Origin of the sequence: Mycobacterium sp. (assembly GCF_049673265.1) — a bacterium.
In the GTDB taxonomy this organism is placed as follows: domain Bacteria; phylum Actinomycetota; class Actinomycetes; order Mycobacteriales; family Mycobacteriaceae; genus Mycobacterium.
The window spans coordinates 1-2,636 of record NZ_JBATXN010000207.1; the positions used below are offsets into that span (position 1 = coordinate 1).

At 64.6% G+C, this 2,636-nt stretch carries 2 protein-coding genes and 1 pseudogene; 2 read left to right on the top strand and 1 reads right to left on the bottom strand.

What is annotated here, in order from left to right; translation table 11 throughout:
* Positions 1-250, bottom strand: a pseudogene (locus WBF82_RS07340) (polyprenol phosphomannose-dependent alpha 1,6 mannosyltransferase MptB); the annotation flags it as partial.
* A gap of 306 nt (positions 251-556) precedes the next feature.
* On the opposite strand from WBF82_RS07340, the gene WBF82_RS07345 reads away from it, so the two are divergent.
* Both WBF82_RS07345 and sufB read left to right on the top strand, forming a co-directional pair.
* Positions 557-1,348, top strand: coding sequence for a helix-turn-helix transcriptional regulator (locus tag WBF82_RS07345; protein WP_424382402.1), 792 nt, complete (start codon positions 557-559; stop codon positions 1,346-1,348).
* Positions 1,349-2,636: Fe-S cluster assembly protein SufB (gene sufB / locus WBF82_RS07350; protein WP_424382401.1), on the top strand; the 1,288-nt coding region annotated here is incomplete at its 3' end.

The window sequence follows — 2,636 nt, forward strand, 5'->3', positions numbered from 1 at the left end:
TCGTCAGCGACACCGTCTGGATCCGCGACGGCAGGTTGAGCAGCCGAACCCCGAACGTGGGGTCCTGGACCACCGGCCGGGCGCCGGCGCCCAGCGCGCCGATGGCCATCAGTACCGTGCCGGTGGCGCCGAACACTCTGGTGCGACGCATCGCGACCATCTCGGCGTCGTTGAGCGGCTGGCCTACGGCCACCTCGTCGCCGTGCAGGCGGGCAATCGACGAACTCAGCGGGTGGTGGCGGGCTGCCATCACAGCGTCCCGAGGGGACGGCTGGGTTCGGTGCTGCGAATTTGGGGGGCCGCTGCGGCGCCCCCACTGGTTGTCGGCATCCCCTCGTATGATCCGGCTCGGGTCCGGACTGGGTCTTCGGGCGGCTCCGAAAAGCCAACCGGACGCACAGCCGAGAACAGTCTGCGGCTGGAGTCGAAGCTATCGGCTTCAACCGGCAGAGAAGTCACCACAGCAGCGTAGCCGTCAGCTGCTGATCGACCACTGGGAACAATCACCCAGGGATTTAGTGTCCAGCGAGGCCACCCATAAGTAAGGGTGGCCTCGCTGGACCTGGCGCCGGAATTTTGTCACACTTGTGTTGTGAAATTCGAGTCGGACGCGTCAGCGGCCGCGGCTTCGACACACGACGGCCACACGCGAACCGCTGTCGTGCGGTTGTTGTTGGAGTCCGGGTCGATCACAGTCGGGCAGATCGGTGACCAGCTGGGCTTGACGGCAGCGGGGGTGCGACGCCATCTGGACGCGCTGATCGACGCGGGGGAAGCAGAGTCGGTCCCCGCGGCGGCCTGGCAGCAGGAGGGACGAGGCCGTCCGGCCAAGCGCTACCGCCTGACCCCGGGCGGGCGCGAAAAGCTGGACCACAGCTACGACGACCTGGCGTCCGCGGCGATGCGGCAACTGCGCGAGATTGGCGGTGAGGACGCCGTACGCACCTTCGCCCGGCAGCGCATCGATGCCATTCTGTCCGGTGTCGAGCCGGCCGATTCGGATGCCGATGCGGATATCGAAGCCACCGCCGAGCGGATTGCCGACGCGCTGAGCAAGGCCGGCTATGTCGCGACCACCACGCAGGTGCGCGGCCCGATTAACGGTGTGCAAATCTGTCAGCACCACTGCCCGGTGTCACACGTCGCCGAGGAGTTCCCGGAGTTGTGCGAAACCGAGCAGCAGGCCATGGCCGAGGTGCTCGGGACCCACGTGCAGCGGCTGGCGACCATCGTCAACGGTGACTGCGCCTGCACCACGCACGTCCCGCTCACGACCGCCGAGAAGCCACTAACCCGTCGACGCCCAGCCCGCGTCGAAGCCACCACGAGCAAGCAAGGAGCGTCGTAAATGACGACCACCCCTGAGGTTCAGAAGCTAGACGCACCGCTGTCTCAAGAAGAGGCCATCGCCTCGATGGGCCGGTACGGCTACGGCTGGGCCGACTCCGACATCGCGGGCGCCAGCGCACAGCGCGGCCTGTCCGAAGCGGTGGTCCGTGACATCTCCGCGAAGAAGAACGAGCCGGAGTGGATGCTGGCGACCCGGCTCAAGGCACTGCGCATCTTCGACCGCAAGCCGATGCCGAAGTGGGGTTCCAACCTCGAGGGCATCCACTTCGACAACATCAAGTACTTTGTGCGTTCCACCGAGAAACAAGCTGCGACGTGGGACGACCTGCCGGAGGACATCAAGAATACGTACGACAGGCTCGGAATTCCGGAAGCCGAGAAGCAGCGGCTGGTGTCCGGCGTTGCGGCGCAGTACGAGTCAGAGGTGGTTTACCACCAGATCCGGGAAGACCTTGAGCAACAAGGCGTTATCTTCCTGGACACGGACACGGCGTTGCGCGAACACCCGGAGATCTTCCAGCAGTACTTCGGCACGGTGATCCCGGCCGGCGACAACAAGTTCTCCGCGCTGAATACCGCCGTGTGGAGCGGAGGTTCGTTTATTTACGTACCGCCGGGTGTGCATGTCGACATCCCACTGCAGGCTTACTTCCGGATCAACACCGAGAACATGGGCCAGTTCGAGCGGACGCTGATCATCGTCGATGAGGGCGCCTACGTTCACTACGTGGAGGGCTGTACTGCTCCGATTTACAAGTCGGATTCGCTGCACTCGGCGGTGGTGGAGATCATCGTAAAGCCCGGTGGACGTTGCCGTTACACCACGATCCAGAACTGGTCGAACAACGTCTACAACCTGGTGACCAAGCGGGCCCGCGCCGAGGCCGGCGCCACCATGGAGTGGGTGGACGGCAACATCGGATCCAAGGTCACCATGAAGTACCCGGCGGTCTGGATGACCGGCGAGCATGCCAAGGGCGAGGTGCTGTCGGTGGCGTTCGCCGGCGAAGGCCAGCACCAGGACACCGGCGCCAAGATGCTGCACCTGGCTCCGAACACGTCGAGCAACATCGTGTCCAAGTCGGTGGCCCGCGGCGGTGGACGCGCGTCGTATCGTGGTCTGGTCCAGGTCAATAAGGGTGCGCACGGGTCGCGCTCTAGCGTGAAATGCGATGCGCTGCTGGTCGATACGATCAGCCGCAGCGACACCTATCCCTACGTCGACATCCGCGAGGACGATGTGACGATGGGCCATGAGGCGACGGTGTCCAAAGTCAGCGAGAACC